At 35.6% G+C, this 21,648-nt stretch carries 27 protein-coding genes and 1 pseudogene; 9 read left to right on the top strand and 19 right to left on the bottom strand.

Annotation, left to right across the window (positions count from 1 at the left end):
- Positions 1-22: 22 nt before the first annotated feature.
- A pseudogene (locus tag COL05_RS12690) lies at positions 23-570 on the bottom strand (helix-turn-helix domain-containing protein); the annotation flags it as partial.
- A gap of 79 nt (positions 571-649) precedes the next feature.
- On the opposite strand from COL05_RS12690, the gene COL05_RS12685 reads away from it, so the two are divergent.
- Positions 650-1,111: a 2-thiouracil desulfurase family protein gene (locus tag COL05_RS12685; protein ID WP_048528388.1), complete on the top strand. Its 462-nt coding sequence runs from the start codon at positions 650-652 to the stop codon at positions 1,109-1,111.
- A 27-nt stretch (positions 1,112-1,138) separates the two neighbouring features.
- Here COL05_RS12685 and COL05_RS12680 read toward each other — a convergent pair whose 3' ends face one another.
- The 4 genes from COL05_RS12680 to COL05_RS12665 all read right to left on the bottom strand — a co-directional run bounded on the left by COL05_RS12680 (position 1,139) and on the right by COL05_RS12665 (position 3,470).
- Entirely contained in the window at positions 1,139-1,492 is a 354-nt protein-coding gene (locus COL05_RS12680) for a YxeA family protein (protein WP_098668859.1), read from the bottom strand.
- 232 nt (positions 1,493-1,724) lie between these two features.
- Positions 1,725-2,078 (bottom strand): HesB/IscA family protein, encoded by a 354-nt coding sequence (locus COL05_RS12675; RefSeq protein ID WP_000573821.1) that lies wholly within the window; start codon positions 2,076-2,078, stop codon positions 1,725-1,727.
- 41 nt (positions 2,079-2,119) lie between these two features.
- Positions 2,120-2,986 (bottom strand): diaminopimelate epimerase, encoded by an 867-nt coding sequence (dapF, locus tag COL05_RS12670; RefSeq protein ID WP_098668858.1) that lies wholly within the window; start codon positions 2,984-2,986, stop codon positions 2,120-2,122.
- 244 nt (positions 2,987-3,230) lie between these two features.
- A complete protein-coding gene (locus tag COL05_RS12665; RefSeq protein WP_000595026.1) occupies positions 3,231-3,470 on the bottom strand; it encodes a YuzB family protein in 240 nt (79 codons plus the stop codon).
- A gap of 345 nt (positions 3,471-3,815) precedes the next feature.
- Here COL05_RS12665 and COL05_RS12660 point away from each other — a divergent pair, with 345 nt between their 5' ends.
- The 4 genes from COL05_RS12660 (at position 3,816) to COL05_RS12645 (ending at position 6,785) form a co-directional block, all read left to right on the top strand.
- Complete coding sequence (locus COL05_RS12660; RefSeq protein WP_098668857.1) at positions 3,816-4,886, top strand: NAD(P)/FAD-dependent oxidoreductase; 1,071 nt, start codon at positions 3,816-3,818, stop codon at positions 4,884-4,886.
- A gap of 230 nt (positions 4,887-5,116) precedes the next feature.
- Positions 5,117-5,290 carry an aspartyl-phosphate phosphatase Spo0E family protein gene (locus COL05_RS30940; protein WP_142286732.1) on the top strand — a complete coding sequence of 58 codons (174 nt, stop codon included), beginning with the start codon at positions 5,117-5,119 and terminating at the stop codon, positions 5,288-5,290.
- A gap of 54 nt (positions 5,291-5,344) precedes the next feature.
- On the top strand, positions 5,345-6,004 hold the full coding sequence (locus tag COL05_RS12650) for an ABC transporter ATP-binding protein (RefSeq protein ID WP_098668855.1): 660 nt from the start codon (positions 5,345-5,347) through the stop codon (positions 6,002-6,004).
- Positions 5,988-6,785, top strand: coding sequence for an ABC transporter permease (locus COL05_RS12645; RefSeq protein WP_098668854.1), 798 nt, complete (start codon positions 5,988-5,990; stop codon positions 6,783-6,785). The genes COL05_RS12650 and COL05_RS12645 overlap by 17 nt, the downstream gene beginning before the upstream one ends.
- A 174-nt stretch (positions 6,786-6,959) precedes the next feature.
- Here COL05_RS12645 and phnA read toward each other — a convergent pair whose 3' ends face one another.
- From phnA to COL05_RS12615, 6 genes are all read right to left on the bottom strand, one after another.
- Positions 6,960-7,301: an alkylphosphonate utilization operon protein PhnA gene (gene phnA / locus COL05_RS12640; protein ID WP_000212737.1), complete on the bottom strand. Its 342-nt coding sequence runs from the start codon at positions 7,299-7,301 to the stop codon at positions 6,960-6,962.
- A gap of 203 nt (positions 7,302-7,504) precedes the next feature.
- Positions 7,505-8,173 (bottom strand): hypothetical protein, encoded by a 669-nt coding sequence (locus tag COL05_RS12635; RefSeq protein WP_098668853.1) that lies wholly within the window; start codon positions 8,171-8,173, stop codon positions 7,505-7,507.
- Between the two features lie 75 nt (positions 8,174-8,248).
- Complete coding sequence (locus COL05_RS12630) at positions 8,249-9,031, bottom strand: DUF2628 domain-containing protein (RefSeq protein ID WP_098668852.1); 783 nt, start codon at positions 9,029-9,031, stop codon at positions 8,249-8,251.
- Between the two features lie 297 nt (positions 9,032-9,328).
- Complete coding sequence (locus tag COL05_RS12625) at positions 9,329-10,006, bottom strand: CPBP family intramembrane glutamic endopeptidase (RefSeq protein ID WP_098668851.1); 678 nt, start codon at positions 10,004-10,006, stop codon at positions 9,329-9,331.
- 93 nt (positions 10,007-10,099) lie between these two features.
- Positions 10,100-10,978 carry a nucleotidyltransferase domain-containing protein gene (locus COL05_RS12620; protein ID WP_098668850.1) on the bottom strand — a complete coding sequence of 293 codons (879 nt, stop codon included), beginning with the start codon at positions 10,976-10,978 and terminating at the stop codon, positions 10,100-10,102.
- On the bottom strand, positions 10,947-11,255 hold the full coding sequence (locus COL05_RS12615; RefSeq protein WP_000248590.1) for a YuzD family protein: 309 nt from the start codon (positions 11,253-11,255) through the stop codon (positions 10,947-10,949). Before COL05_RS12615 ends, COL05_RS12620 begins: the two co-directional genes overlap by 32 nt.
- Positions 11,256-11,461: 206 nt before the next feature.
- Between COL05_RS12615 and COL05_RS12610 the strand changes: the two genes are divergently transcribed.
- Together COL05_RS12610 and COL05_RS12605 are read left to right on the top strand one after the other, a co-directional pair.
- The gene (locus COL05_RS12610) at positions 11,462-11,698 is read left to right on the top strand and encodes a NifU family protein (protein ID WP_000431159.1); all 237 of its coding nucleotides are present in this window, start codon (positions 11,462-11,464) and stop codon (positions 11,696-11,698) included.
- A 194-nt stretch (positions 11,699-11,892) separates the two neighbouring features.
- Positions 11,893-12,108, top strand: a complete 216-nt coding sequence (locus tag COL05_RS12605) for a hypothetical protein (RefSeq protein WP_001137787.1) — start codon at positions 11,893-11,895, stop codon at positions 12,106-12,108.
- Positions 12,109-12,165: 57 nt separating this feature from the next.
- Here the strand turns inward: COL05_RS12605 and yutH are convergent, their stop codons facing one another.
- Complete coding sequence (yutH, locus tag COL05_RS12600) at positions 12,166-13,167, bottom strand: spore coat putative kinase YutH (protein WP_098668849.1); 1,002 nt, start codon at positions 13,165-13,167, stop codon at positions 12,166-12,168.
- 120 nt (positions 13,168-13,287) lie between these two features.
- Here yutH and COL05_RS12595 point away from each other — a divergent pair, with 120 nt between their 5' ends.
- Positions 13,288-13,779 carry a phosphatidylglycerophosphatase A family protein gene (locus COL05_RS12595; protein ID WP_000665103.1) on the top strand — a complete coding sequence of 164 codons (492 nt, stop codon included), beginning with the start codon at positions 13,288-13,290 and terminating at the stop codon, positions 13,777-13,779.
- A 23-nt stretch (positions 13,780-13,802) separates the two neighbouring features.
- Here COL05_RS12595 and COL05_RS12590 read toward each other — a convergent pair whose 3' ends face one another.
- The 3 genes from COL05_RS12590 to COL05_RS12575 form a co-directional block, all read right to left on the bottom strand.
- Positions 13,803-14,282: a GNAT family N-acetyltransferase gene (locus tag COL05_RS12590; RefSeq protein WP_098668848.1), complete on the bottom strand. Its 480-nt coding sequence runs from the start codon at positions 14,280-14,282 to the stop codon at positions 13,803-13,805.
- A gap of 503 nt (positions 14,283-14,785) precedes the next feature.
- Positions 14,786-17,359 carry an FtsX-like permease family protein gene (locus tag COL05_RS12580; RefSeq protein ID WP_142337468.1) on the bottom strand — a complete coding sequence of 858 codons (2,574 nt, stop codon included), beginning with the start codon at positions 17,357-17,359 and terminating at the stop codon, positions 14,786-14,788.
- Entirely contained in the window at positions 17,343-18,131 is a 789-nt protein-coding gene (locus COL05_RS12575; protein WP_098668846.1) for an ABC transporter ATP-binding protein, read from the bottom strand. The genes COL05_RS12580 and COL05_RS12575 overlap by 17 nt, the downstream gene beginning before the upstream one ends.
- A gap of 221 nt (positions 18,132-18,352) precedes the next feature.
- On the opposite strand from COL05_RS12575, the gene COL05_RS12570 reads away from it, so the two are divergent.
- Positions 18,353-18,934, top strand: a complete 582-nt coding sequence (locus tag COL05_RS12570; RefSeq protein WP_098668845.1) for an NAD(P)H-dependent oxidoreductase — start codon at positions 18,353-18,355, stop codon at positions 18,932-18,934.
- A 32-nt stretch (positions 18,935-18,966) separates the two neighbouring features.
- On the opposite strand, the gene COL05_RS12565 is transcribed toward COL05_RS12570, so the two are convergent.
- The 4 genes from COL05_RS12565 to COL05_RS12550 all read right to left on the bottom strand — a co-directional run bounded on the left by COL05_RS12565 (position 18,967) and on the right by COL05_RS12550 (position 21,634).
- The gene (locus COL05_RS12565; protein WP_098668844.1) at positions 18,967-19,497 is read right to left on the bottom strand and encodes an iron ABC transporter substrate-binding protein; all 531 of its coding nucleotides are present in this window, start codon (positions 19,495-19,497) and stop codon (positions 18,967-18,969) included.
- A 112-nt stretch (positions 19,498-19,609) separates the two neighbouring features.
- Entirely contained in the window at positions 19,610-20,374 is a 765-nt protein-coding gene (locus COL05_RS12560; RefSeq protein WP_098668843.1) for a TIGR01457 family HAD-type hydrolase, read from the bottom strand.
- A 107-nt stretch (positions 20,375-20,481) separates the two neighbouring features.
- Positions 20,482-21,114, bottom strand: a complete 633-nt coding sequence (locus COL05_RS12555) for a helix-turn-helix transcriptional regulator (protein WP_098668842.1) — start codon at positions 21,112-21,114, stop codon at positions 20,482-20,484.
- A 79-nt stretch (positions 21,115-21,193) separates the two neighbouring features.
- Entirely contained in the window at positions 21,194-21,634 is a 441-nt protein-coding gene (locus COL05_RS12550; RefSeq protein WP_098668841.1) for a DUF86 domain-containing protein, read from the bottom strand.
- Positions 21,635-21,648 lie beyond the last annotated feature (14 nt).

Raw genomic sequence — 21,648 nt, 5'->3', positions numbered from 1 at the left:
GTCTTACTGCCCATTAAAGTGGGATAAAAGGCTTCGGTATATCGTGACGGCAATACGTCTCATCAAGTTCGTACGTTTCTTCTCTATTCTCTTTTATTTGTGGAATGTTTTTAGAAAGAATTGTTTCCCCTCATTTTTTTGCACATTTTTACTACAGCCAGCTGCACGATCCTCACTTTCACATGCGGACATTTTCATACGGTCATCCATGCGGTCAATTGCAGATATAAGAAATACATATAAGTTCGCACTATACCCCCCGCGTTTATGTCTTTCTTTTGTCGCAACACGCTTTATAATTCCTAGTTCCTCTAACTTTGCAATTGAGCGGCGTACTGTACGAATACTCTTTCCAACATTCGTCGCAATCGTCTCCATTAACGGACAAGCAACGCCCACTGTTTTCTGTTTCTCATTCACTGCATACTTTCCTAAAAAATGAATAATGGTAGCATCCGTTTTATTTAATTCAAATCGATAGTACTTCAAAACTTCTTTTTGATATGTATTAAACTCTTCTTTACTTCGAAATTCACTGTATGGTTTCATTAGATTATATAAGCTTCCCATTTTTATCACCTCATTTATAGGTAAGAAGCGGGAAGAGAAATTGGCGTGATATTTACTATTTTTTAGTGGAGATGAAAATATGATTGTAATTAGCGCTTGTTTAGGTGGTATCGCTTGTCGGTATGACGGAAACGACAATCTCGTTTCAAAAATAGAGGAGTTATTACAAAGAGAAGATACCTTACTTGTTTGTCCTGAAGTATTAGGAGGATTGCCGACGCCTCGTCCCTCAGCTGAAATTATTGGCGGGAATGGCGATGACGTTTTGGATGGAAAAGCAAAGGTAATGACAAAAGATGGTGAAGATGTTACAGAAGCTTTCGTAAATGGCGCTTATAAAGCATTGGAACAATTGAAAGGCTTACACCCAGAATATATTATTTTGAAAGAACGCAGTCCATCTTGTGGTAGTTCTACAATTTACACTGGAGAATTTAACGGGAATAAACAGACTGGTTACGGGGTAACAACCGCTTTATTCAAAAGACATGGATTGAAAGTCATTTCAGAAGAGGATTTTGAGAAAGAAAAAAGGAATTGACCCTGTTCGTCAATTCCTTTTTCTTTCTTATTTCGCACCTAATTTTTCTTTCACTTTCGCAGGAAGCTCGTCTTTTTTCACTTCTTCCCAAGCTGATACACCTTTTTTATCTGAATGATATACACGTAAAAATGCATCTTTACGTAAGTTTTTTTGTGCAGTAAATTCTAATTCTTTCTCTTTACCTTCTTTATCAAAACCAGTTAGTTTATATTCGTAATCTTTATACGGCTGACCATTATCAGCTTTACCATTATACTCTTTTCCATCTACTGTAATTTGAACGTAATACTCGTCTTTCCCCATACGATTTAAATCACAGCCAACTAAAAGGCTTGCAAATACTACTAAAATACTAAAAAGTGCAATATATCTTTTCATTTCCTTCACCTCATGTGTTTTTCTTATATTGTTATCTTAAAGCTTAAACTTTAAAGAAGAAATTCAAAAACATGACATGAACATTACACTTTTGTAAGATAATAATTATTTCTTCACTTTAGAAACCGTCATTCCCTTAACAATTCGACTTTTACGCTAAAAAAAAAAAAAAGACCTCTTTAACGATTTTATTCCATCGCTAAAAAGGTCTTTTTCTATTTCACCTAAAAACTTAGCACTCTTCTGGCTTACCAGCATTCGATGCTGTACGGAAAGATGATCCACATCCGCATGATGCGATTGCGTTTGGATTGTCGATTGTGAATCCGCCGCCAAGCATAGATTGTTTATAATCAATTTTTACTCCTTTAACAATTGGAGCACTTTCTTTATCGATAACAAATTCGACACCGAAAAACTCAAGAACTGTGTCGTCTTCTTTTGGTTCTACTTCAAATCCTAAGCCGTAAGAAAGACCACTACATCCGCCGCCATGTACAGCAAGGCGCACGTACTTCTCTCCATCTTCAGCATCTTTTAACATATCTTTAATTTGAAAAGCTGCTTGTTCTGTAACTTCAATCATGAAATACACCATCCTTTCTGTTCTCATTCTATTATACATCTTTACGCTTCTATCTTGTACTCATACACTCCGCGACAAATTACTTCCGCTGGTCCTTTCATTAACACATTGCCTTCTTCTGTCCATGCAATCATTAAATCACCGCCTGCTAAATGAACTGTAATTTCCTTACCACGTTCCATTTTTTCATTTAAAATAGAAGCTACAACTGCAGCACACGCCCCTGTTCCGCAAGCTTGTGTTACACCAGATCCACGTTCCCAAACGCGGAAGTTCATCTCTTCCTCATTCAAAATTTCGATGAATTCAACATTTACTCGCTCTGGGAACATTTCATGTGTCTCAAGGACTGGCCCAAGTGTTGTAAGAGGTGCTTGTTCTACATCATCTACAAAAATAACCGCATGCGGATTCCCCATTGAAACAGCTGTAAATGCATAACGATGATTATTGTATAAGAAGTTTTCACGAATAAATGGTGTTTCACCTTCACCAAGCATCGGTATTTCTTCACGCGTTAAACGCGGTGCTCCCATATCAATTTTCGCTAATGTCACTTTCCCTTCTTCTACCGTTACTTCCGCCGTTACAATGCCAGCTAACGTTTCAATTGTGAAAACTGTATCTTCTACTAGTTTATGCTCATACGCATATTTCGCTACGCAACGTAGACCGTTACCACAGCTCTTTCCTTCTGATCCATCATTATTAAACATGCGCATTTTCACCGGAGCTACTTCAGATGGACAAATTAAAATCATTCCATCTGCTCCAATACCAGTATTAATATTTGAAACCTTTTCCGCCACAAGAGCTAAATCTTCTTCAGGAATTTGTTCTTCAAACATATTTACATATATATAACTATTGCCAAGACCATGCATTTTTGTAAAAGAAAATTGGCTCATTTGTATTCACTCCAAAAATAATTTGTTATTTCAAGTATAAAATGCACGCTTTTAGAACACAATATGAATGTCCCCCGTTTCTCATATTTGACAACATTTGGCGATGAGCCATTCTTGCGCAAATTGTGTAAGAAAAAAGCCCTTCTAAAAGGGCCTTTTTTTATTTACATACAATATTATCCTTTCCTGCGAAACAAAATTTTATCTCATAGAAAAAGAAAAAGGTGCTGCCGATTGCAACACCTTAAAACATTGGATTTTCATCTAAATACTCATATACATTATTAACAAGTTCTTCTACTGTAGCACCTTGTACTACTTCACCATTTACAAGTGCAAACGGTCCTTCAAAACAAATGCCACAATATCCTAAACAACCATACTCCATTACATCTAAATTCGGATCTTTTTCTAATTTCTCTAAAGCTGCTTGTGAACCACTTGCAAGGTTACCTACACAAAATTCAATTAATGGTTTAATCAAAATTCTCCCCCCTGTACTACAAAACAAATTCTGACTTCATCTATAAGAAAAAACTAAGCTGTTTCTTGTTGTTTTCATTACACCTTCTAAACTATTTAGTTACTTCATTATTTCGGTTCAAAATAGATAGTTTCTTCTATATTACATGCTATTTATGACGAAATAGTAACTAAATAATGAAGACAGTTTACTTTACTTTTCTTCTTATTGTACAACAGAGTATTCATTCATGCATTGTTATTTGTTCACAAATTCGATATAATTTGATTGAGTAAAGTCAAAATATTTTATTAATATAAATTTTTATGATTAGGGGATATTTCAACAGAAAAGGGGTAATCCATCATGAAACACCTCGTAATACTAGGTGGCGGCTACGGTGGAATGAGAATTCTGCAGCGGCTACTTCCAAGCAACCAACTTCCAGATGATGTACAAGTGACATTAATCGACAAAGTACCATATCATTGTTTCAAAACTGAATATTATGCATTAGTTGCGGGTACTATTTCAGAAACGCATATTCGTATACCGTTTCCTGAACACCCACGCCTCAATATTCAATACGGCACAGTAACAAATATTAATCTCGAAGAAAAAGCTGTTCATCTCGATGGCGGCGAAGCGATCCAATATGATGATTTAATTATTGGACTTGGCTGTGAGGATAAATATCATAACGTTCCTGGGGCGAAGGAATATACGCATAGCCTACAATCAATTGAACAAACACGTAAGACATATGAACAATTAAATAGTCTAGAACCAAATGCAACAGTAGCTGTCGTTGGTGCTGGATTAAGCGGCGTTGAAGTTGCAAGTGAACTTCGCGAGAGTCGTTCTGATTTAAAAATCTACTTATTTGATCGAAAAGATAGAATTCTATTCCCATATCCAGAGAAATTAAGTAGATATGTAGAAGAATGGTTCATAAAACATAAAGTTACTATCATACGAAACTCTAACATTACAAAAGTAGAGCCAAATATTGTGTACAACCACGATGAGCCACTTGAATGTGATGCAATCGTCTGGACAGCTGGTATTCAAGCAAATGAAGTTGTTCGAAACCTTCCAGTTGAACAAGATGGTAGCGGACGGGTTGTTTTAACAAAATATCACAATATTCCAAATAACGAGCACGTGTATGTTGTAGGAGATTGCGCAGCACTTCCACACGCACCATCTGCACAACTTGCTGAAGGTCAAGGAGAACAAATTGTCCAAATATTATTAAAACGTTGGAATAATGAAACACTTCCTGACGAACTACCTGTAATTAAATTAAAAGGTGTTCTCGGCTCTCTTGGTAAAAAGCACGGCTTCGGTTTACTAGCAAACCAACCATTAATGGGACGTGTACCGAGATTATTAAAATCCGGTATCCTCTGGATGTACAAATATCATAACGGTTAATACTTTACAGGCTGTCTACTAAGTAGGCAGCCTCTCTTATTCGTTAAAATATAATTATCAGACACATCTTTCTCAATATGAATAATGATTTATTTTTCATTTTCATATTAAAAACTACCGATAAACAGTGTATGCTATTTATAAGTTGTTTTATTTCCTTCAAGGCCGAAACCATTCGGTCTTATTTTTTGTGTTGTAAATACTTTTACAGGAGGCATTCCATTTCACTTATGAACTTAACGAAACTAAACGATCGAATAGAAGCGAAGAAGAAAGAGTTGATTCATCTCGTTGAACAATATGGATTCACTCATCATAAAGTAATTTCTTTCAGCCAAGAATTAGATCGTTTACTTAACTTATTAATAGAACTCAAGACGAAGAAAAAACGTTGCTCTTTATAACCGTTACCTTCTCTTTTTTGATACGATAGAACTAGAATCAGAAAGGAGACATTTATGTTTATATTAAAAAATGTTACATATAAAGATATATTACACATTCCTTATTTACAGATTCAAAAAGAAAAAATCACATGTATTATCGGTGAGAGTGGGAGCGGAAAAAGTACATTGCTCCGTATGCTAAATGATTTGCAGTCTCCCATATCCGGTACAATTGAATATAACGGAAAACTGATTTCTGACTATCCCCCTATTCAATTACGACGTGACGTAGTCATGCTTGGACAAACACCACCTATTTTTGATGGAACGATTAAAGACAATCTATTAATGGGACTTCGCCTTTCTGAAAAACCATTCCCAAATGATGATGCCTTGCGAAGTGCATTAACGACTGTTAGCTTAGAAAAAAATTTAGAAGACAACGCTGATTCATTATCAGGTGGGGAAAAACAACGACTTGCTTTTGCCCGTATCGTACTTATGGATCCGCCTGTTTATTTATTAGATGAGCCAACATCGGCGCTAGATAGCGATACAGAACGCCGTGTTATGAAACAATTTACTACGCTAGCAAGAGAAAAGAACAAAACAGTTATCTTCATCACACACTCACAACAACTTCCAGAAGAAATTGCAGACGATATTATTGAGATTAGTAAAGCAAACGGTGCAACTAGAAAGGAAGTGCTCTCAGTTGAAGGGCGTTATTGAACTCCAAATTTGGCAACTTGCCACTGCATATATTTTTATTCTTATATTAATTGGACTTGTAAAATTAAAAGGAATACCACGCGAAAAACAAATTGCACTCGCAACGTTCCGTATGACGATTCAGCTCGTACTTGTTGCCTATGTCCTTACATACGTATTTGAAAATAGTAATCCATTTTATACAATTGCTCTTATTACTTCTATTACTACCTTTGCAATTTTTAATATTTATAAACGAGTCAACATCCCAATGTCAAAAGATTTAAAACGAGTAGCCGCGCTTTCCATGGTTGCTGGATCAATTGGACCACTTCTACTATTTATCTTTGTTATTATCGGTCACGATCCTTGGTATGCACCGCAATATATCGTTCCTATTACCGGAATGTTAGTTGGGAATGCGATGACAGGTGTTTCTCTCGGTGCCAATACGTTCTTAAACAATATGAAATCACAAAGAGGTCAAATTGAAGGAGCACTTATGCTCGGCGCAACACCGAAAGAAGCCGCTGCTCCGCTCATACGCGACGCTTTTGACTCTGCTATTTTACCAACAATCAATTCTATGGTCGGAATGGGGATTATAAGCCTACCGGGCATGATGACAGGACAAATCTTATCTGGTGTATCTCCATTTACAGCTATTCAATATCAAATTGCTATCATACTTGGGATTTCAGGAAGCACTGCCTTTGCTGTCATTATCTTTTTACAGCTTGGATATAAGACCTTCTTTAATAAGCGTTGTCAGTTGAAAGAGGTTGATCATGGCAGGCGGTAAATCGTGAACTGTTCATGGTAAATGAAATTATATCGACGATTTTTCGAATATATCTATCGTAACTCAAAATATATCAACGATTTTTGAAATATATCGATGATTCGACAAGGAATATCGACTTACCGACAATAAATGACAATAAAAAAGAGGAGGCTACTCGCCTCCTCTTTTTACTTACGCCTTCTTAACGAATTGTGATTTTAACTTCATCGCTCCGAAACCGTCGATTTTGCAATCAATATCGTGATCGCCATCAACTAGACGGATACTTTTTACTTTCGTACCGATCTTCACAACTGAAGAAGTTCCTTTTACTTTTAAGTCTTTAATAACAGTAACAGCATCGCCGTCTTGAAGAACGTTTCCGTTCGCATCTTTTACAACTTTTGCACCATCATTATTTTCAGCTTCTGCTTCTTGGCCCCACTCATGAGCACACTCAGGACATACGAAAAGAACGCCATCCTCATACGTATATTCTGAATTACATTTTGGACAATTTGGTAAAGTAGCCATAAATTCATTTCCTCCGTTCATTATTTATACGTAAAAATCAAAATTGATGTTTACATCTCGATAAATAAAATTTGTACAGCATTTCTTTATAGTGCCATAGTCTCACGTTATTGACAAGCCTACCTCAAATTCTCATTTTTTATTGTATTTTACAAAATTTCAATTCGTATGGTGTTTTGTATTCACATTTTTCGTTAATTCGCTTATTCGACATGTACTTCTTCCATCCAGCTGCTCGTCTTAGATTTCACTACTATTAAGTGCTCATTTTCCCATTTTAGTTTGCCTAAAAATCTAGAATAGACTACTTCATTCCCTACTTCTTCTACGAGCAATTTATTTACCACTCTGAGTCCTTTATCGTTATACACTTCACACATTAGCTGAAATCCTTCCGAACGATGAATTCCTTTTAATATAGCTGTTTTCTTTCGGCTTGGGCTCTTCTTCGGTGTTTTATCCACTAAAAACACAATCTCATAATTCTCTTTCTCTATTTCTTGAAGCGCTTCATTCACATACTCTTTAATCATTTCTAATGATATTTTTGAATATTTTTCAATAGCTGGTACGACATAGAGGTAAACCAACTCACAAAAATGCTTATACTTCTCCTCAACTGATTCCAAATTTAAAAATTGCATATAATCATAAGGTACGAATATACGAATTTTCTCCAGAGCCTCATGTAGTTCATAAGACATATCTTCATTAGAGTTTGCTAGGCAATATATATCTATATTTTCTAATCCAAGATCCAAGCTACTTAACTTCTTTGAAAAAATCAATTCAAAAATTCTCATTTCATGTAATCGATTATAATGTTTTTTAGGACGTTTCTTAGCCCAATCATAAAAATGAACATCTACCATACTATCTTTTCCTCCTAACATATAAAAAGAAGAACCTTCACAAGATTCTTCTTTTCAAAATAAACGAGTTTCTCTCTAGAAAAACCACATATTTTCTTCAACGTACATTTGATATTCTTCTACTTCTTCTTCACTTAACTTTTTATTATTTACATACACTTCTTGCCATTCAAAATAATCATCATTTAAGTATACAGCGAATTTAATTTTCACGTTTTTCTTTTCTTCATAATCATAACCAGTAAATTCTACTACGTCATAATCCTTTTCTTTCTTTACATACTTCCAATTTGGTTTATCTGTAATAGACTCTAAAGCCTCTCCTTCAAGACTTAGGCGAACAACGTTTTTAATATTAGGTTCAGTTGGTACATAAGATAAACCAAAGCTAGCACCTGCAAACAATACAAATACTATCGTTTGCAAACCAATCATAAGCCCGATATGAGCACCGCCTTTTGATTGTAAATAATACTCTTTCTTATACTCAGGTACATCTTCTACTTTATGTAAAATACGGATAACATGCTTATAATACAATCGATTTCCTTGCCATCCAGTAAACAGCATCGTTCCAGCATATATGATAAAATCTATCCACATTGGTATATCAATAAAAGTAGCTACAATGAAAGTAGGTACCGCCAATAACGTAAGTATAATAAACAACTTATACATTTTACGATAAGCTAACCAAAAAGTTGGGAAGAAAAAGGCTACCCAATTCCACGTATTTCCTTGCGCTGGATTTTCTACTTTCCCCCACTTAAAGTCATAATACGCCGTATTCTTTTGAACGACTGTATGTAACTGTTGCGGAGAAATTGTTTCTTGTAAAACAGTGTCCTTCACGTACATCATCCTTTTCTTATTTCTACATACATGTATTTTACAGAAATAAAAAGAAGGAATCTAACAAAAAGTACATATATTTCATAAAAATGAACGAAAATCGAATATAATCCGACAATTACCCGTTTATTATTCCATTTTACTTTTAAATATATTAGAATACTTACGAATTATATGTTTAATACACTAAGTTAAACATTTTATATATTTGATAATAAAAATGTTTCACATGAAACTATCCATATTTCTTATTATCTTTCCTCTACAAAATACGAAAGACGCCCTTTTCAAAAAGGCGTCTTTTTACAATTGAAAATTTACTAATATGAAAAATGCATTATTTAATAAATGAATCCCCCATGGGACTAGTAAGTTATTTGTTTTCTTATACGTATAAGCTAAACATATACCGCCACCAAAAATATATAAAACACTACCTACTGTAAGGGGATGACCTAAAGTAAATATAGAAGCACTTATAACGGCACTGCTAAGTATAGAGAAGCGCTGAAATAATTTCATAAAAAACATACCTCGGAATACAAGCTCTTCCCAAATTGGTGCAAAAACAGTGAGTACAACTACGTATAAAAGGATTTCACTTTTAGTAGGCTCTATTACTATATTAGATTCATCCACACCAAGTCCATGCGGTAAAGCTAAATTTAATATCGCAAGATATATAAGCAGTACGATCATCGTCATTACTATCGTTACATAATGTTTAAAATTGTTAAATTGCATTGTTTTTAATAAATGCACGCAGTAATTTCTTGCTGGTGAGTATATTAAAATAATAGCGAGAAATGTTACAGGCGAAATAAGATGATCTACATACCATGGATATAAGGAAGAGTCATATATAAGGTTCAAAAAACCGATTCCATACATTACCCCAAAAATAATTATTATCATGCTAATTACTTCGCGCATACTCATTACTACATTCTTTTCTTTATAAGTAGCTAATTCTGTATTCATCCTATCCCATCCAGTATAATTAACCCTTTTAAACCATTATATACCAATTTTGATTAAAAAAAGACGATACAATGTACTGTATCGTCTTTTTCCTTACCATTTCTCTCTACACGTTTCAATTAAATGCAGTAAGTACTTCCTCGTCATATCTGCCCTTCTCCATCTTGAGAGCATTCGCTTTTCTTTTGGATTTTTCCGTATTCTCCCTACTTCTTTTAATAAAATCTCCCATTCTTCCCCTGAACGTTCTGACAAGTATTGCAATCCTCTATCTTTTGAAACGATTGTTTTATGATCCAGTGTATATAAAATGCGGCCCATCGTAACGACTGCTGATTCTACCCACTCTTCTATAAAAAATAAATATGGCTGCTTCGCCTTTCCACTCCAGTACTGTTCTACGTTGTATTTCATCGTATTGACTACATCATCCCACCTTATTTGAAACGAAAGATCTTCCGCTTCTTTCCCGATTACTGTAATACCTTGATTTTTCAATGTCCACCATGTGACCGCATTAATATCCCAATGACCTACATTCGCTTTACCATCTGCACAATACACGTACTCATTCAGTTCATCATTGTATTTCCCTAAATCAGCAAGTGGAATATACATACCGTCCATTCTTTTGCCTAACGTACTACCACTAAGTTTCTTATGAAGTTCTATCAGTTGCTGTTTTTCAGCTTTATTCAAAGAATCATTTATTACCGTAACAAAATCAACATCGCTCGTTTCTGCATGAAATGCACCGAGTGCGATGGACCCGTAAATATATACCCCGACTATTTTTTCATCTAAAAAAATCTCTTTTAATTCTCTTGTGTACCACTCCATTAACTGTTGTACTTCCGTTGGTAACGCATGCTTCACTCCATTTTTCACATCTATCCCTCCAATAAAAAAAGCCTTTGCGAATTCGCAAAGACTTCCTGCTTTATAAATATTTCTCGATTTCTTCGTAAACATCCTTCAAACGAGGATTTCCTTCCCCAACAATTTCTCCATTTACAAGAACGACCGGATAAAATAAATCTTCCTCCACTACGCGCTCTGCGAATGCTTTTTTATCTTCATCTTCTTGTTCTTCTTGGAAATCGATATACTCGAAATTAAATTTATTTTCTTGTCCTTCATATTTACGACCAATTGCCGCTTGTAACCACTCAAACGTTTCTGTTGAAGATGGCATTCCAACGCAGCTAGCACAAATTACTTTCGTCCCATACACTTGCACATTAACCATTTCTTCTCCCCCACTTCTTGTTTCAACAGTATATTCAGATGTCTTAGTACATAAGCACATCATTTTACAAACTTATTCCATACCCCTATACTGAAAAAACACGTTGTAAACATGATAAAAAATTTCGACATTAAAACAAGAACAGAAAAAATAGATTTTCCCCTCTATCTTGATTATAATAAAACTGATGAAAGGAGTCGATAAAAATGGAAAACCCACATATGCAAGAACAAGTACTAGAAGTATTAGATAAATTACGTCCATTCTTACTTCGCGATGGCGGAGACGTTGAATTAGTAGACATTGAAGAAGGTATCGTAAAATTACGCCTTATGGGTGCATGCGGAAGCTGCCCAAGTTCTACAATCACACTAAAAGCTGGTATCGAACGCGCATTACTTGAAGAAGTACCAGGCGTTATTGAAGTAGAACAAGTATTTTAATTAAAAGCGGCAGCGGCTCGTTCAAAGTCACTTGCTAAAAGGAGACCAAATTTGGTCTCCTTTTTTTATTCAAATAACAACCATCCGTTAACATCATAAAACAAAATTGGAAATCCCTCTCAAAAAATGAGATAATTGATACTATATAGTGAATCGTTCACACATATAAAGTAAAAAACATAGGGGGACGACACATGCCAAGAATGGGAAACACTTTTTTAACAATTCAAGAACTAGAAAAGAAAAAAGAATATTTATTAGATCTTTCATCCGTTATACCAACGTGGAATGCGAGCTACCAATTTTTATTCAAAGAAATCCAGCAAGAATTATTAAGTAAAGTAAATGAAAAAATCGAACAACATCAATTCATTTTAAATATATGTGCAGATCAACAAGTAGGGGCATAATGTATTACATACAATTGTAGTATAAAAAAGAGACCTCACCCGGTCTCTTTTTTCATTTTAAGACAGCCAATCTAATTTTCTAATCCCGAGCTTATCAACTGGTAAACGCAGTGATCCATAAAAGTGCTTCATAAATTGCTCAGAGCGGTTCACATCGTGTAAAATGGCTTCTAAGCGATCTCTATATATGCTTTTTTGTTCTTCGTTTCCCGTTTGGTAATATCGTTCGACTGTTTCGAAATAGTGAAGCGGGAACAGGAGCCTTGCAAATAATAAGCGCCAACCAAATGAGGATAGCGAATAATTTCGTTCGTAATCTGTAACAAATTGAACGATTGTTTGCTCCCAGTCTTTCTTTTTTTCTATCATCATATAGCGGATTAATTCTGCCATATCTCGAGTTGGATGATCATACACCCAATCAAAAGGAAGTTTGAGAAGCTTCGTTTGATGCCATAATAAAGGTGTGAATCGTTCTTGGCAAATGGTTGCTGCATCAGTTAGTTGCGGCGTATCATCCATCTCTGTATCAACAACATATTGAATTGCATTTTCTGCAACTCCTAAGTAATATGGGAAGGATTCAATAAACAATTGATCGAATACGTCTGTAGGGTGGTTCATCACTTGTGATTGCCAAAACTTTTCTAATTGGTCGAGCCTTTTTTCCCATAACGCTTTCCATTCACCAATGCGGCTTAATTGTTCGATCTCTTCCGGAAAAAAAGCACCTCGTTTATGGAATATAGAAAGCTCACTTCCTAATGATGTAGCATGTCGTTCTAACGCACGCATACCTTTTAATAAGCAGTAATTTTGTTCTTCTATCTCACTTACATAGTAGCCGTGTATAGTCGGAACGAAAGTCGCTACAGTTATATCCCCTTGCTGGTTCATATAGTCACTGAGCTTTTTCATCTCTACAAGTACTTCTTCCTCCATTTCTCCAATTGGAACAAGTACATAAATTTTGTTGCGAATCCAAAAGCTTTTATAGGGGCCAAGGGGGATTAATTCTTTAACATGCATATGATAATGCTCATAAATATGATGAATCATCGCATTCGCCACCTATGGTTTTTCTTTATATATATGAGCTTGTGCTCGCCTTTCATTCCTATGCACGTGATAAAGCAACGAAACGTATACAAATACTAAAAAGAAAAAAAGGTGATAAACATGAAAGAATCAAATCAACTACAAGAAAGAGCATTACAACTATTACAAGAGCGCGGTGTAACAATTGACGATATTGCTGAGCTTGTTCATTTTCTTCAAAAAAAATATCATCCAAATTTAGAGATGTCAGAATGCCGTTATAACGTTGAGCGTGTATTATCAAAACGTGAAGTACAAAACGCACTGATTACTGGTATCGAACTCGATGTTCTTGCTGAAAAAGGAATGTTAAGTGAGCCGTTACAAGATATCGTAAAACGTGATGAAGGCTTATACGGAATTGATGAAGTAATCGCACTTTCTATCGTTAATGTGTACGGCTCTATCGGTTTCACAAACTTTGGATATATCGATAAATTAAAACCTGGTATTTTAGAATACTTAAATGATAAATCAACTGGAAAGGTGCATACATTCCTTGATGATATCGTTGGCGGAATTGCTGCTGCTGCTTCAAGCCGCTTAGCACACAGAGCTGAGCATTCGGAATAATAAAATACGAAAAACCGTCAGTTTCATACTGACGGTCTTTCGTATTCCATAAGCATAAATTCTCTTCCACGGCTCAAAAAAATAGGGCCTTGCTGAAAACCTATGTTTTTATAAAGCGCAATCGCTCTTGTATTAAATGTCGCTACACTAAGTCGAAACGTTTTCGGCTTAAATTCTTTAACAGCAAAGGCTATCCCAGCTTGAAAAAACATTTTCCCCAGCCCTTTCCCTGTTAACGCCGGCTTCATGCCAAGTCCGATATCAATTACATCTTCTCCACCATATAAATGAGCATCTCTTCCCCCTGGTACTTGTGCATTTTCCCCAAAACAAAAATAGCCGATAAACTCTCCCTTATCGTCACAACAACCATAATACGTCCCATCTAATAATTCTTCTATTACTTCTTCCTCGCCTGAAAAACTATATAAATTATAAGTTTCTTCGTACGTCCACGTATTTATCTCATTTGCTTCTTCTACCGTTAACTTATGTATATCCATCCTTATCTCTCCTAATCGAATATTCTATATATACTCATTCATTTTTCGTGCCTCATTTCCCTCTAATTGCAATATGCAGAATTACATACGCACAGCTATAAAACAAATGGTACAATTTATTTGAATCGCTGTTGTTACACTTCTTGATCAAAGAAAAGGCGTTAAAACGGATATTAGCGCCTTATCAAACTCAAGCAATTGGCACATTTTGTCATCGTTAAAGACACTCAAAAGAGTGTCTTTTTTTCTATACCTGACAAGGACTTACTCATTTCAAAGCATAAACACATAAAATAATGTAACTCTTTACATGCATGAGTCCTTTTCTCAAAGTTTTGAAGTAGACTCAAAATAAAAAAGCACTCTTGGCTAGAGTGCTTTTTACTTTCAAACAAGGAGGTTACATAGTATGGATAGTACTCTCTTATTTAACTTCGGCATTGGTATTGTTATCATTTTATTTGTTTTCTTTGTTCTTTGTATGAGCGGGGTATAGCAATCTTTTATGCTGATAACTCCTTTAAAGTATCACTTAATTTAAATTTTCTTACTTGTAATGAAGCAATCAGTGCTGCGCCTGCTCCAAGCATCACGCTAGCTAGAGCCAGTATGACAACTTGATTATACGGAATAATAATGACCGTTAACTCTAAGCTTGATAACACGATATAGCTAAACAGAATCCCACCAAAGATGCCGATACAACCAGCTATCGCTCCAAGTAAAGTTCCCTCTAATAAAACGATCCGTCTCATTTGCTTCGGAATAGCTCCTACCGCACGAATCATACTAATTTCAGCACGTCTTTCATGCAAACTTGCGACAATTGCATTCATTAATCCTATGCCAGAAATAATGAAAACAATTACAACTAACAAGCGAATTAACATCATCATTTGCGATAATAACTGCTCTTGTTCTTTCAATAAATCATAACTGTTTATAACTTCTACATTCTCTTTATTCTTTGTAATGTCTTTTACTTGCTTCTTAATCTCTTCAAATGATTGATTAGAATTTGTCATAACTTGAATTGCTTCATAGCCTTGCACGTGAAACTTATCACGAACCCATTGTTCATTTACGAAAATGTCTAATCCTCTTCCCCTTAATCCTTGCTCAATAATCGAAACGACTTTAATCGTTTGTTTTTCTTTTCCTTTCCCTTGTACTTCAATTGTATCATGCAACTGAATCCCTAATGTTTTAGCAGTTCTCTTCGTAACGACTCCCTCACCATCTTGTAATGGCTTATTTAACTCTTGTCCTGTAATCACTTTCGCTTTCGTTACTTTTTGATAAGCAACAATATCATTCCCCACAACCTCTATCCCATCATATTCAAAACCATTTTTCCTTGCATGTTCATACCACTCTTGATCCGCTTTTTTAAAATCATAATTTATAAGCTTCGCTGTAAAGTCAGTAACATTTGCTACGCTCTCTTCTACACCATCTATTTTTTTAATCTTCTCCATCCAACTAAATGGTAATACTTCGGTACTTTGCGACTCTATTGGAATTCTTATTACTAAATCAGCTGGTAAATGTTTTTGTAACCCTTTTTTCATACCTTCATACATAGAATTTACATACATCGTTCCAACAAGTGCTAACATAAAACCAAATGCTAGTATAGCAACCGACACAGCTGCCTTATTCCGATTACGAATTACATTCCGGCTACTAATCGTCGTTTCAACTCGTAATATCATTTGAAATGGTTTTGCAATCACTGGTGCTATTACGCGAATAAATAACGGAATGGCCAATAACAAACCGACCGCAAATAAAAGCGCTCCTATCGCACTTGGATTAAAACCAATATACTCCTCTAATACGCTACCTGCTAGTCCAATCACAGTACCAATGATTAAAATGCTAAGGCTAAAAGTACTCCACCTTTTTTCTTTTTTCTCATTACTAGGAAGACCTGGCCGAAGTGCTTGAACTGGCGGAATCTTTCTAACCATGAAAGCTGGTATAATGGCCCCTATGACAGACATAACAATGCCTAGTAAAAACGTAATGAGTAAAATCTCACCTGAAATCGAGAATGATGCTTTCCCTGTCCCCTCAATATTCACCCATTCGTTAATGAACGATGCGGCAATTGTTTGCGTACCTGCCCCAAGAATAACTCCTGCTAGCGATCCGATTGCTCCGATGCATAAAGCCTCTAATAAAACGACTAATATAATTTGATTTGGATTGCTACCGAGCGCACGTAATAATGCCCACTGCTTAAATCGACTTCTAACAGATAAGAAGAAGCTTCCCATTATTAAAAGAGCTACAACAAATAAAGCAATACCACCTAAACTAAAAATTAACGGCTTCATTACATTTAATCGTTCAAATGCCTTATCAACATAAGTACGTTGGTCCACCTTTATATTCTCAATCTTTTTATGTACATCAAAAGCAATTGCTCTTTTCACATTTACATCGGCTGTTTTCACTTGAACGAGATTGAATTGATTTGGTAGATTTAATTCTTTTTGAAGCCAATGGATCGGAAAATAAGCACTATGCCCCATTGCTGCCATTAACGGCGGATTTAAAATCCCGACGACTTTCACAGTCTTTTCTCCATGCTGCGGGAATGGCAACTTAATCGTATCTCCTACTCTTATATTTTCACGATCTGTATACCCTTTTGTCAGTGCTACCTCAGCACCTTCTTTCGGATATCGCCCTTCTACTATTTTATAAGAATGCATTTCTGGAGAATCTTGCTCAACACCCCAATAGGACGGTTTTCCCGATAGCTCTTTATAATGCGGAAAAGGATATGGTATAAGTGCTTTTGATATTTTCTCAGCATTTCCTAAGCCATCTATTCCTTTTAAACTTTCATTATTTAAATACATATCGTTTTTTATATAGCCAAATTGTAAATTATAATCTCCATACCGGGTTATTACTTGTTCCTTCACACTTTTCTCTACTGATTGATTACCTAGCAATAACATCGTTGCTAACATAACACCTAAAGCTGCACCGAGAGCAATCAACATATTTCGCAGCCAATTTTGTTTCATCGATTTTACTGCATACTTAATTACCCATCGCATCACCTTTACCCCCTACTTTAAAGTGGCGATTCATAATCTCTTGAATGTGAGTAACTTGTTGTGGGATATTTCGAAACTTCCACCCTTTACTTTCAGCATGTTCATGAATTACTTCACCATCTAATAAGAAAACAACTTTATCAGCATGAGCCGCTACGAACGGGTCGTGCGTTACAACGACAGCTGTTTGCCCTAACTCATCACACGCATTTCGAAGTGCCGCGATGATATTTTTGCTATTTTCTGAGTCTAATGCCCCTGTTGGCTCATCCGCTAATATAATTGCCGGCTCATTTGCAAAAGCTCTTGCGATTGCAACCCTTTGCTGTTGCCCGCCTGATAATTGCGCTGGTAAATGCTTTTCTTTTCCCTTTAGCCCGACGAGTTCTAATAAACGAGTTGCCGTCACCGTTGCCTTCTTTTGCGAGACATTATCTAACAGTAACGGTAACCCTACATTCTCTTCTGCACTAAACACTGGAATCAAATTAAACTGCTGAAAAATAAAACCGATTTTATGCCTTCTAAATAAAGCGAGCTCTTTTTCTTTTAACGTTGAAATCTCTGTACCATCAACTCGAATACTACCTACCGATGGAATATCTAATCCACCTAATAGCTGCAATAAAGTTGTTTTTCCTGAACCACTTGCCCCCATAATACAAACGAAATCTCCTTTTTGAATTTGAAGATTAATACCTTTTAATATCTTTACTTTACTATCCCCAATCTCAAATGATTTTTCTAACCTTTCAATTTCAATAATATTCATCCCGATATCCCCTTCTCTCTCTATTTACCAATCTATATATTCTATTCAAAAATGCAAAATCCCTACTTTTTTGTATTTTTTTGTCACATACTAACATGTATCCAATATTATCTGATTACATTTCCGCTTTATTTCTCACGCCAAAAAAGTTGACTCTCACAACAGAGGTAACCATAATAGTTACATAAATAAAAAACTATTCACAAATAGGAGGAAGAACAATGAAACATGTAATCGTTTATGCACACCCAAATACAGAAAGCTTCAACCATGCGATTTTAGAAACGGTAAAAAGTGAATTAGAAGAAAAAGGTCATGAAGTACGCGTTCGCGATCTATACGAGTTAAACTTCAATCCAGTATTAGGCGCTTCCGATTTCATCTCATTTTCTCAAGGAAACACACCAGAAGATATTAAAGAAGAGCAAGAGTATATCTCTTGGGCCGATAGCATTACATTCATTTATCCAGTTTGGTGGGCGGGACTTCCTGCTATTTTAAAAGGATACGTTGACCGTGTATTTAGCCACGGCTTTGCTTATGCTTACGGTGAAAATGGTATTGAGAAGTTATTAAGCGGTAAAAAAGGCTTATTATTATCTACAATGGGAAATACGAAAGAAGCATACACAGCAGGCGGTATGTTTGAAGCAATGAAGAAAACAACAGATGTTGGTATTTTTGAATTTACAGGTATTGAAACAATTGAGCATACATTCTATACAAGTGTTCCTTCTGTGGATAATAGTGTGCGTAAGCAATATCTTGAAGAAGTTAAAGATGTTGTGAATCGTGCATTCTAATAAAAAACTCCGGTTGTTAAAACCGGAGTTTTTTATTTCATCATTAATTTCGGAATATATCTTTGAAGAATGTTTTCTAATTCATTCATATCTTCCTGTCTAATAAGTAAATTTACATTGTCATTCATTTTTTCTCGCCCGCGATATAAAAATATATTTTCTTTTGGATTTTCCCATGTTGATGTTTTATAGCCTTTTAATTCTTCGTATGAATAAAAGTTTAATCCGTCTACTACACCTTTTTCATATATTTGTACACTTTTAATAAGATGAATAGCTATTAAAATCATAAAACAACTTGCTACAGCATGAATACCTAGCTGAATGAGAAACTGGTCAACTGTATCAATATCGCCACTTACGTACTGAGCATATATATACATACATTGTCCAATGAAATATGTTGGTCCAAGTAATGCAATCCAACGTCTTTTCACCCGAGGATACATTGCAATGAGTTTTCCTGCGCTTTTTTTCATTTCATTTATTTTATATATCTTCCACAGAACAAAAAACAAAACACATAATGTAAAAACAAACATAATACATGACATCCAGTACACGCTGATTCCCCCTTGTATCATTACATATAAATTTTACATTTTATATAACGACAGCGAATATGCAATTATGCATAAAAAAAGCAGGTAACCTATTCCGGTTACCTGCTTTTCATTACATCTTCTCAATCCACTCCGTCAAGTTATGCACAACTTGCGTTGGTTGTACTTCATATTCTGTTAACTTCTCCACAGTTGTGACTCCTGTGTGGACAAGAAGGGTATGCATACCAGCATTTATTCCTGCTAAAATGTCTGTATCGTAGTTATCCCCAACCATTAATGCTTCATCTTTTTCTATGCCAAGTACTTTTAAAGCTTGTTCCATAATGATTGATTCTGGTTTTCCGATAAAGATTGGATCCACACCTGTTGATACTGCTACAACTGATGTTAATGAGCCGTTACCTGGTAATAATCCGCGCTCAGTCGGAATGGCAATGTCTCCATTTGTGGAAATAAACGTTGCGCCGTTACGCACAGCAAGACACGCTTTTGCTAACTTTTCATATGTGATGTCACGATCTAAACCAACAACAACGAAATCAGGATTTTCATCCACAAGTTCAAATCCTTTTTCCACAAGTGCATCATGCAAGCCTTCTTCACCAATCATATATACAGTTGCGTCTTGTTTACGTTCATAAATGAAGTTCGCTGTCGCCATACTCGTTGTGAATACTTGCTCTGCTTCCGCTGGAATATCGAAACGAACAAGTTTTTCTGCCACTTGTTCTGGTTTACGCGTTGAGTTATTCGTAACGAATAAATAAGGAATGCCGCGCTCTCCTAATGCTTTTACGAAGTCGCTCGCTTCTTCAATTTGTTCTTCACCGCGATACATCGTACCGTCTAAGTCAATTAAGTAACCTTTATACATATTATGTCTCTCCTTCTATGCTAACGTTCTCACCTTATCATACCACTCTTATATTACCCGCTTTTTCCAAAGAAAAAAACGCTTTACCTAAAAGCGCCCCATAACGTTCATTTTTTCTCTTTTACTTGGTAAGAACAACTACAATCGCCCTCACACATATTTGCTAATGTCTTTACATCTGCTCCTGCAAATAAACGCTTATACATCTCTTTTTCATCTTCGCATACTTGCGGGAATCTCTCTGCAATTTCCTTTAACGGACAGTTTTGTTTTTCAATTACGAAAGAGTTCTCTCCATCTCTCTTTATTTGAACCATATAACCATTTTTCTCTTGCATAGCCGCTATCTCTTGCACTTTATATGCTAAATTCTTTTGATTACTCACTCGTTTTTGCAACTGTTCTTCCATTCGCTTCGTTCTCTCTTTTAAAACGTAGCGAAGTATTTTTTCATCACCCATTCGAGCTAAATCTTCTAGCATATCAATCGCAAATTGCTTATACTCTTTCGGGAATGTATCTTCTCCCTTTTCACTTAATCCATACAAATAAGTTGGTCTTCCGACATGTTGCCTTACCATCTTGGAATAGATAAAACCATCTTTCTCAAGATTACTTAAATGTCTTCGGATTGCCATTTCTGTAATCTCTAAAACGTCTGCTAGTTCCGCTACCGTATGCTCTCCCTTTACTTTCAACAATTGAACAATTTCATCTTTCGTCGTACGTGCTTCCCCCATGTTTCAACCTTCTCCCTTTTCTTTCTCACATACAATATAAGATCCCCAAATAGGTACCTTGGGGATCTTATAAGCATAATTATTCTGGTACAAATGCAGATACAGGTCCTAATTCCTTCTCTAAATAACTGCGAATATTTGCTGGGTATTTCTCTACCACTGCAATATGTTTTTGAATCGTCTTATATAATTCATCATGATTCATTTGAATATAATCTTGCGTAAGCATTTTTCGAAGAAGAATCACTTCTTTCATGCCTTGCCCTTCTTCTGCACTTATCACTCGCTCGTCCATCAAAATATCGATAATATCTTCATAACTTCCTGGATCGCGCATAATAAATCCATCAATCATCGCATTCCCTACATCTAATACAGTATCAATCATTAGATGAGCTATGCGTTCTAATGCGTAAAATTCAAACTCGGTTTCATATATCTTTTTCTCTTGAAATGTATTTGTTGCTCGTTCTAAACATACTAGCATTTGTTCTATTTTCTTTCTGTCTACAAAATACATGAATGTCACCTACC

Origin of the sequence: Bacillus sp. AFS059628 (assembly GCF_002571225.1) — a bacterium.
In the GTDB taxonomy this organism is placed as follows: domain Bacteria; phylum Bacillota; class Bacilli; order Bacillales; family Bacillaceae_G; genus Bacillus_A.
Note: the sequence above shows the minus strand (reverse complement) of the source record. Positions and strands in the feature narration are given on the sequence as shown.

What these genes read in the sequence shown, in the direction of transcription:
- COL05_RS12590 (WP_098668848.1), bottom strand. Translation starts at nt 14,282, where the DNA reads ATGGATATACATAAGTTAACGGTAGAAGAAGCAAATGAGATAAATACG.
- COL05_RS12610 (WP_000431159.1), top strand. Translation starts at nt 11,462, where the DNA reads ATGGAAAACCCACATATGCAAGAACAAGTACTAGAAGTATTAGATAAA.
- COL05_RS12615 (WP_000248590.1), bottom strand. Translation starts at nt 11,255, where the DNA reads ATGGTTAATGTGCAAGTGTATGGGACGAAAGTAATTTGTGCTAGCTGC.
- yutH (WP_098668849.1), bottom strand. Translation starts at nt 13,167, where the DNA reads ATGATTCATCATATTTATGAGCATTATCATATGCATGTTAAAGAATTA.
- COL05_RS12570 (WP_098668845.1), top strand. Translation starts at nt 18,353, where the DNA reads ATGAAACATGTAATCGTTTATGCACACCCAAATACAGAAAGCTTCAAC.
- COL05_RS12575 (WP_098668846.1), bottom strand. Translation starts at nt 18,131, where the DNA reads ATGAATATTATTGAAATTGAAAGGTTAGAAAAATCATTTGAGATTGGG.
- dapF (WP_098668858.1), bottom strand. Translation starts at nt 2,986, where the DNA reads ATGAGCCAATTTTCTTTTACAAAAATGCATGGTCTTGGCAATAGTTAT.
- COL05_RS12650 (WP_098668855.1), top strand. Translation starts at nt 5,345, where the DNA reads ATGTTTATATTAAAAAATGTTACATATAAAGATATATTACACATTCCT.
- COL05_RS12580 (WP_142337468.1), bottom strand. Translation starts at nt 17,359, where the DNA reads ATGCGATGGGTAATTAAGTATGCAGTAAAATCGATGAAACAAAATTGG.
- COL05_RS12680 (WP_098668859.1), bottom strand. Translation starts at nt 1,492, where the DNA reads ATGAAAAGATATATTGCACTTTTTAGTATTTTAGTAGTATTTGCAAGC.
- COL05_RS12625 (WP_098668851.1), bottom strand. Translation starts at nt 10,006, where the DNA reads ATGAATACAGAATTAGCTACTTATAAAGAAAAGAATGTAGTAATGAGT.
- COL05_RS30940 (WP_142286732.1), top strand. Translation starts at nt 5,117, where the DNA reads ATGAACTTAACGAAACTAAACGATCGAATAGAAGCGAAGAAGAAAGAG.
- COL05_RS12620 (WP_098668850.1), bottom strand. Translation starts at nt 10,978, where the DNA reads ATGTTTACGAAGAAATCGAGAAATATTTATAAAGCAGGAAGTCTTTGC.
- COL05_RS12635 (WP_098668853.1), bottom strand. Translation starts at nt 8,173, where the DNA reads ATGGTAGATGTTCATTTTTATGATTGGGCTAAGAAACGTCCTAAAAAA.
- COL05_RS12550 (WP_098668841.1), bottom strand. Translation starts at nt 21,634, where the DNA reads ATGTATTTTGTAGACAGAAAGAAAATAGAACAAATGCTAGTATGTTTA.
- COL05_RS12595 (WP_000665103.1), top strand. Translation starts at nt 13,288, where the DNA reads ATGAAAGAATCAAATCAACTACAAGAAAGAGCATTACAACTATTACAA.
- COL05_RS12675 (WP_000573821.1), bottom strand. Translation starts at nt 2,078, where the DNA reads ATGATTGAAGTTACAGAACAAGCAGCTTTTCAAATTAAAGATATGTTA.
- COL05_RS12555 (WP_098668842.1), bottom strand. Translation starts at nt 21,114, where the DNA reads ATGGGGGAAGCACGTACGACGAAAGATGAAATTGTTCAATTGTTGAAA.
- COL05_RS12630 (WP_098668852.1), bottom strand. Translation starts at nt 9,031, where the DNA reads ATGTACGTGAAGGACACTGTTTTACAAGAAACAATTTCTCCGCAACAG.
- COL05_RS12660 (WP_098668857.1), top strand. Translation starts at nt 3,816, where the DNA reads ATGAAACACCTCGTAATACTAGGTGGCGGCTACGGTGGAATGAGAATT.
- COL05_RS12605 (WP_001137787.1), top strand. Translation starts at nt 11,893, where the DNA reads ATGCCAAGAATGGGAAACACTTTTTTAACAATTCAAGAACTAGAAAAG.
- COL05_RS12685 (WP_048528388.1), top strand. Translation starts at nt 650, where the DNA reads ATGATTGTAATTAGCGCTTGTTTAGGTGGTATCGCTTGTCGGTATGAC.
- COL05_RS12560 (WP_098668843.1), bottom strand. Translation starts at nt 20,374, where the DNA reads ATGTATAAAGGTTACTTAATTGACTTAGACGGTACGATGTATCGCGGT.
- phnA (WP_000212737.1), bottom strand. Translation starts at nt 7,301, where the DNA reads ATGGCTACTTTACCAAATTGTCCAAAATGTAATTCAGAATATACGTAT.